The following is a 7,084-nucleotide window of genomic DNA, read 5'->3' on the forward strand; positions in this document are numbered from 1 at the left end:
CACCGGTACCCTCCTCCAAAAGCCTGGCTGAAACCGGCAAATACGCGGGAAACGCCGGCCCTGCCGCGCCGCGGGCAGTACCCGCGGCGCGACGTATCGTTCATCGACTGACCAATGGCGAACCCTGCCATAAAGCCGAGCAGACCGATCACGCCGACCACGGCCGTCGTCGTACCGGGATTTTCGCGCGCGACTTCCGAGACCGCATGGGCGTGCGTGCGCAGCTGTTGCGCGGTTCGCGACCCGCGGGTCGTGTCGTAGAACTCGGAAGCCTGCTCGCTGGCGTCATTGAGCATTTCCGTGCCCCGTGCCGAAATGCTCTTGTTGATCTTGGTGATCTCCTTGCGCAGTTCGGCGATCTGCTTTTCCAGCGTCTTCTGGACGTCGATATCAGGGGTATCGGATTTGTTGGTGTCGGCCATGAAGCGGTTCCTTTGATTGCTGACCAAAAGAACGGCGCCGGCACGAATTCGTTCCGGTCGGCCGCGGCTGCTAGCCGTCGGACGCGGCTATCGGGCGGGAACTAGCCTGCCCGCTCGATGCGGATGACCTGCGGCTTGTCGGTCAGATGGCCGTCCTTGGTGATGCCGTCGACGGCCTTGCGCACGGCGGCCTCCGTTGTCTCATGGGTGACGAGGATCACCGTCTTTTGCGCCGCCGCTTCACCGTTGACCGCGTGCTGAACGATCGATTCCAGCGAAATGTCGTTGTCGGCCATGCGCTTGGCTATTGCCGCGAACACGCCGATGCGATCATGCACGGTCAGCCGGATGAAGTAGCCGCCGGCATGGCTGCGCATCTGCGCCTTCTTGTAGGGCTTCAGCTCCTTCGCCGGCCGGCCGAACACGGGGCCATGCTGGAAGCCGGGCCGGCTCTTGGCGATGTCGGCGATGTCGCCGATGACGGCCGATGCAGTGGCATTGCCGCCGGCGCCGGGACCGGACAGCAGCAGCTCTCCAAGAATGTCGGTTTCGATCGCCACCGCGTTGGTGACGCCATGCACCTGCGCGATGACTGAGGCCGTCGGCACCATGGTCGGGTGTACGCGCTGCTCGATGCCGCTGTCGGTGCGCTGGGCGACGCCAAGCAGCTTGATCCGGTAGCCAAGATCGCCCGCCGCGCGGATGTCGGCCTGGGAGATGTTGGAAATGCCTTCCATGTAGATGTCGTTGGCGGCGATCCTGGTGCCAAAGGCAAGGCTGGTCAGGATCGACAGCTTGTGCGCAGTGTCATGGCCCTCGATGTCGAAGGTCGGATCGGCCTCGGCATAGCCCAGCCGCTGTGCGTCCTTCAGGCAGGCGTCGAACGAGATGCCCTCGGCCTCCATGCGGGTCAGGATATAGTTGCAGGTGCCGTTGAGAATGCCAAAGACGCGGGTGACCGAATTGCCGGCCATCGCCTCGCGCATCGTCTTGATGACCGGGATGCCGCCCGCCACTGCCGCCTCGTAGTTGAGCAGCACGCCGCGCTTCTCGGCGATCTCGGCCAGCGCCACGCCATGCTTGGCGAGCAACGCCTTGTTGGCGGTGACGACATGGCGGCCGGCTTCGAGTGCCGCCTTCACCGACAGGCGCGCCGGCCCCTCGTCGCCGCCGATCAGTTCGACGAACACGTCGATTTCGGCGATCTGGGCCATCTCGACCGGATCGTCGAACCAAGTTGCCGCACTGATATCGACGCCGCGATCACGCTTCTGGTCGCGCGCCGAGACCGCGGTGACGATGATATCGCGCCCGCACTGCCGGGTCAGTTCCGCCGCTTTGTCGCGCAGCACGCGCGCCACCGATGCGCCGACGTTGCCGAGACCGGCTATTCCAACACGCAATGCTTCAGCCATGTCCGGCGACGTCCCTCAAGTCAGATCGAAATTGTCCGCGGCTGCAAGCTTACCGGTGAGCGGAAAGCGGCACGACGTTGTTGGGCTGCTTGGCGCTGGTCGCCAGGAAGCGCTTGATGTTGCGCGCGGCCTGCCGGATCCGGTGCTCGTTCTCGACCAGCGCGATGCGCACGTGATCGTCGCCATGTTCGCCGAAGCCGACACCTGGCGCCACCGCCACGTCGGCATGTTCGATGAGCAGCTTGGAGAATTCGAGCGAGCCGAGATGCCGGAACGGCTCAGGGATCGGCGCCCAGGCGAACATCGATGCCGCCGGTGCCGGAATGGTCCAGCCGGCGCGGCCGAAGGCATCGACCATCACGTCGCGGCGCTTGTGGTAGATGTCGCGAACTTCGGCGATGTCGGCGCCGTCGCCGTTGAGCGCGTGTGCCGCCGCCACCTGGATCGGCGTGAAGGCGCCATAGTCGAGATACGACTTTACCCGGGTCAGCGCCGAGATCAGGCGCTCGTTGCCAACCGCAAAGCCCATGCGCCAGCCGGGCATGGAAAAGGTCTTCGACATCGAGGTGAATTCGACGCAGACGTCGATCGCGCCCGGCACCTGCAGCACCGAAGGCGGCGGATTGCCGTCGAAATAGATCTCCGAATAGGCAAGGTCGGACAGGATGATGATGTCGTTCTTCTTGGCGAAGGCGACCACGTCCTTGTAAAAATCAAGCGAGGCGACCAGCGCCGTCGGGTTCGACGGATAGTTGAGGATCAGCGCCAGCGGCTTCGGGATCGAATGCTTGACACCGCGCTCGAGCGCCGGGATGAAGCCGTCGTCCGGCTCTACCTGCAGGGAACGGATGACGCCACCCGACATGATAAAGCCGAAGGCATGGATCGGATAGGTAGGGTTCGGGCACAGGATCACGTCGCCCGGCGCGGTGATCGCCTGCGCCATGTTGGCGAAGCCCTCCTTCGAGCCAAGCGTGGCCACCACTTGCGTGTCGGCGTTGAGCTTCACGCCGAAGCGGCGAGCGTAATAGTTGGCCTGGGCGCGGCGCAGGCCCGGAATGCCGCGCGACGAGGAATAGCGGTGCGTACGCGGATCGCGCACGACCTCACACAGCTTGTCGACAATGGCCTTGGGCGTCGGCAGGTCCGGATTGCCCATGCCGAGGTCGATGATGTCGGCGCCGCGCGAACGGGCGCTGGCCTTGAGCCGATTGACCTGCTCGAAGACGTAAGGCGGAAGCCGGCGGACCTTGTGAAATTCTTCCATGGCAGTTCCAGACAGCAAAAGGGGTATTGGGCGCGCGCTATATACTTATTTGCAGGTAGGGTCGAGGGCGGGGTCGCATTTGGCTTCGATCTGCTTCAACGTTTCGTCGCCGTGCTTCTTGGCTAGCTCCGTCAGCGCCGCCTGATCGGCGACCTTCGGACTGCCGCCTTTTGCCGCCTGCGAATTCTCATCCGCCTTCAATTGCGCAAGCTTGGCGTTCTTCTCGGCTTCGGTGAACTGCGGCGCCGCCACTTGCGGCTTGATGTTCAGGTTCGGAAAGGTACCGGTATCCTTCGGTCCCGCGCTTACAGCAATCGGCGTCGGGCCGCTGCTGTTGGTGCTCGAGCATCCGGCCATCCCCATCAGGATAATCGCCGCACCGATGCGGCAAAAACGTCCGGCGCCGAAAAAAACAGTCTCGCCAATATTAATCGTCATATTGTTTCCTTGGCAGCCGATGTAGAGCGAGATTGGACCCGGTCGGATGTCCCATGTTAATATGTCAAGAAAAGGCCTCGGGAGGAACCCCGCCAACCATGTCCAAAACACCCGATTCGGGCAAAGCGGAAGATGACGAGCCTTCGACCGTCGAGCAATATCTGGTGAAGGACCCGGAACGCTTCGCCCTGAACGTGGCGCGCATGATCGAGCAGGCCGGCAAGGCCGCTTCCGCCTGGGCTGAGCCCCGCGAAAAAGGCGAGGTGCGCGATCATGTCGCCGAGCCGGTCGTCGACATGGTGAAGACCTTTTCCAAGCTCAGCGAATACTGGCTGTCCGATCCGCAGCGCGCGCTGGAAGCGCAGACGCGGTTGTTCTCCGGCTACATGACTGTCTGGGCCAACGCCATTCAGCGCACCAGCAACGCCGCGGAAGCCACCGAAGATGCCGTCAAGCCGGAGCGCGGCGACAAGCGCTTCCTCGACCCGGAATGGGGCCGCAACGCGTTCTTCGATTTTCTCAAGCAGGCCTATCTCGTCACCTCGCGCTGGGCGGCCGACCTGGTCGAACACGCCGAAGGTCTGGACGAGCATACCCGCCACAAGGCCGGCTTCTACGTCAAGCAGGTGTCCAACGCCATCTCGCCGTCGAATTTCATCCTCACCAATCCGGAACTGTTTCGCGAAACCGTCGCCTCCAACGGCGAGAACCTGGTGCGCGGCATGAAGATGTTGGCCGAGGACATCGCCGCCGGCAAGGGCGACCTGAAGCTGCGCCAGGCCGACTACTCGCCTTTCGAGATCGGCAGGAACATCGCCACCACCCCAGGCAAGGTGGTTGGCCGCAGCGATGTCGCCGAGATCATCCAGTACGATCCGACAACCGAGACGGTGCTCAAGCGACCGCTGCTGATTTGCCCGCCATGGATCAACAAGTTTTATATCCTCGATCTGAACCCGCAGAAATCCTTCATCCGTTGGGCGATCGATCAGGGCCATACCGTTTTCGTGATCTCCTGGGTCAACCCGGACGAGCGCCACGGCACCAAGGGCTGGGAGGCTTACATCCGCGAGGGCCTGCAATACGGCCTCGACACCGTCGAAAAGGCCACCGGTGAACGCGACGTCAATGCGATCGGCTATTGCGTCGGCGGCACGCTCTTGGCGGCAGCACTGGCGCTGATGGCGCGCGAAGGCGACGACCGAATAAAGTCGGCGACGTTCTTCACCACGCAGGTCGATTTCACCCATGCCGGCGACCTGAAAGTCTTCGTCGATGAAGAGCAGGTCGCGGCGGTAGAAAAGTCGATGAGCGAAAAGGGCTATCTCGACGGCACCAAGATGGCGACTGCCTTCAACATGCTGCGGTCCGGCGACCTGATCTGGCCCTATGTCGTCAACAACTACATGCGTGGCAAGGATCCCCTGCCCTTCGATCTGCTCTACTGGAATGCCGATTCGACCCGCATGGGCGCGGCCAATCACTCCTTCTACCTTCGCAACTGCTATCTCGAGAACAACCTCTCGCGCGGCACGATGGAACTGGCGGGCCACACGGTTTCGCTCAGAGACGTCACCATTCCAGTGTACAACCTCGCCTCCAAGGAAGATCACATCGCGCCGGCGCTTTCGGTGTTTCTCGGCTCGAAATATTTCGGCGGCAAGGTCGAGTACGTCATGGCCGGATCGGGTCATATCGCAGGCGTCGTCAACCCGCCGGCATCCAACAAATACCAGTACTGGACCGGCGATATGCCGACAGGCGACTTCGGCCAATGGACAGCCAAGGCCACAGCTCATCCAGGTTCCTGGTGGCCGCACTGGCAAGACTGGATAGAGGCCAAGGACAACACCCGTGTGCCCGCCCGTAAACCCGGCAAGCATATGAAAACCTTAGGGGATGCTCCTGGCACCTATGTGAAGGTGCGTGTGTAACGGACTGTAATGTCTGGTGAGTTGACGCACCGGTAAAAGCGGGCGAAATGGTGTAGTCAACCGTTGAGCAGCCGCAATTCGGCAATCACTGCAAAAATACTTCCAGGCTTGCGGATTTGACACAAGTCTCGTTTCCGGATCGGAGACAAAGGTCACCTTGACACGGCGTATCGCTGCCGCACCAGGGATATACCGACCGGGCATCGAGGGGGATTTTGACTTTGAAATCAGCAGGATGGAGCCTCGCAAAGGGAGAACGCCACGCCATCGTGGCAGCGCTCTGCTCATTGCTTCTGGCCTCCTGCACCTCGGCTGGCGACCCGACGATGTCGGTTGGAATGCCCGGCTATAATGCCACGGCATCGGACATTAATAAGGCCTCTGGCGCCACGCCGACCGCCGCAGCCGATTCGTCCGAGGTCACGACCGAGCAGACGACCGTGATGACGGCCAGCGATACGACACTTCCCGAGACAATCGCCTATGTCCCGATGGCCAAGCCCCAAGCCGCCTTTCCGCTGACCACTCCGGCCGGCAGCGAAACGATTGTCGGACAAACTCCTCAGTCCTTGCAGCAGCAGGCACAGACAACGCAGCAGAGCGACGCGGTCGCCGAAAAGATCGCGGCCGCCGATGCCGGCGTGAATGCGCCGAAGCCGACAGCCGCTCCGGTCATGAACAATCCGGTCTATGTGACGGCTGGCGAGATGCCGCAGCCCGACGCGCCGAAGAAAAGAGGCTTCCTGGCCTCGATGTTTGGCGCCACGCCTGCTTCGGCGACGCCGCTCATCAACACCCGGTCGGGCGGGCAGCCAGCGATGCAGGCCAAACCGGCGCCAGCCGCGGCAAAGCCGATCATCATGCTCGCCTCGGCCAATTCCGCGGAAAAGCCGGTGCAACTGGCTTCGACCGGCGGCGAGACCGGCCACATCACCGGTAGTGATGCCTTGCCCGGCGTGCGCCAGACGGCCCTGTTCGAAATCAAGCGCAAGTCCGGCCTCGACGACGAAAGCGACGTCGATCTCAACGAGGACGAGGGGCCAATCGGCGGCTCCTATCAGGTTGCGTCCGCCGCCGGCATGGCCCGGTTGGCGCCCAACGGGCTGCTCAAGCAGAACGAGAGCGTCGATGTGGCCTGCCTGAAGCCGTCGCTGGTCCGCGTGCTGAAGACGATCGAGGGCCACTACGGCCGCAAGATGATGGTGACCTCGGGCTATCGCGACCCGGCTCGCAACCGCCGCGCCAACGGCGCCAAGAATTCGCTGCACATGTATTGCGCCGCCGCCGACATCCAGGTCCCCGGCGTTTCGAAATGGGAGCTGGCGAGCTACATCAGAACCATGCCCGGCCGTGGCGGCGTCGGCACCTACTGCCACACCGAATCCGTCCACGTCGACGTCGGCCCAGAGCGCGACTGGAACTGGCGTTGCCGCCGGCGAAGCGGCGGCGACGACGGCTAGCGGCGTGATTCACAGGCCGGAAGTGTGTTAGCAGCCCGAGGGATCATTCCCGACATTCGTGATTAGCCTAGTGCCCGTCCATAAACGGTAAGCTGCTGAAATTACTGGAGGAATCACCAAATTTCCGCAGGAAAGGCCCGACGGTTTC

At 62.6% G+C, this 7,084-nt stretch carries 6 protein-coding genes; 2 read left to right on the forward strand and 4 right to left on the reverse strand.

The annotated features are described in order from the left end of the window. The 4 genes from NKH57_RS33055 to NKH57_RS33070 all read right to left on the reverse strand — a co-directional run. On the reverse strand, positions 1-422 hold a 422-nt coding region (locus NKH57_RS33055; RefSeq protein WP_352950520.1), incomplete at its 3' end, for a hypothetical protein. A 101-nt stretch (positions 423-523) separates the two neighbouring features. Beyond that, complete coding sequence (locus NKH57_RS33060) at positions 524-1,837, reverse strand: homoserine dehydrogenase (RefSeq protein WP_352726819.1); 1,314 nt, start codon at positions 1,835-1,837, stop codon at positions 524-526. 49 nt (positions 1,838-1,886) lie between these two features. Next, the gene (locus NKH57_RS33065) at positions 1,887-3,104 is read right to left on the reverse strand and encodes an LL-diaminopimelate aminotransferase (protein WP_352950523.1); all 1,218 of its coding nucleotides are present in this window, start codon (positions 3,102-3,104) and stop codon (positions 1,887-1,889) included. 45 nt (positions 3,105-3,149) lie between these two features. Further along, entirely contained in the window at positions 3,150-3,638 is a 489-nt protein-coding gene (locus NKH57_RS33070; protein WP_352726817.1) for a hypothetical protein, read from the reverse strand. 2 nt (positions 3,639-3,640) lie between these two features. Between NKH57_RS33070 and NKH57_RS33075 the strand changes: the two genes are divergently transcribed. Together NKH57_RS33075 and NKH57_RS33080 are read left to right on the forward strand one after the other, a co-directional pair. Continuing rightward, the gene (locus NKH57_RS33075; RefSeq protein ID WP_352950525.1) at positions 3,641-5,476 is read left to right on the forward strand and encodes a PHA/PHB synthase family protein; all 1,836 of its coding nucleotides are present in this window, start codon (positions 3,641-3,643) and stop codon (positions 5,474-5,476) included. Between the two features lie 215 nt (positions 5,477-5,691). Beyond that, positions 5,692-6,936 (forward strand): YcbK family protein, encoded by a 1,245-nt coding sequence (locus NKH57_RS33080; protein ID WP_352726813.1) that lies wholly within the window; start codon positions 5,692-5,694, stop codon positions 6,934-6,936. Positions 6,937-7,084 lie beyond the last annotated feature (148 nt).

It is taken from the genome of Mesorhizobium sp. M1050, from assembly GCF_040318715.1.
GTDB lineage: Bacteria > Pseudomonadota > Alphaproteobacteria > Rhizobiales > Rhizobiaceae > Mesorhizobium.

What these genes read in the sequence shown, in the direction of transcription:
- NKH57_RS33075 (WP_352950525.1), top strand. Translation starts at nt 3,641, where the DNA reads ATGTCCAAAACACCCGATTCGGGCAAAGCGGAAGATGACGAGCCTTCG.
- NKH57_RS33060 (WP_352726819.1), bottom strand. Translation starts at nt 1,837, where the DNA reads ATGGCTGAAGCATTGCGTGTTGGAATAGCCGGTCTCGGCAACGTCGGC.
- NKH57_RS33065 (WP_352950523.1), bottom strand. Translation starts at nt 3,104, where the DNA reads ATGGAAGAATTTCACAAGGTCCGCCGGCTTCCGCCTTACGTCTTCGAG.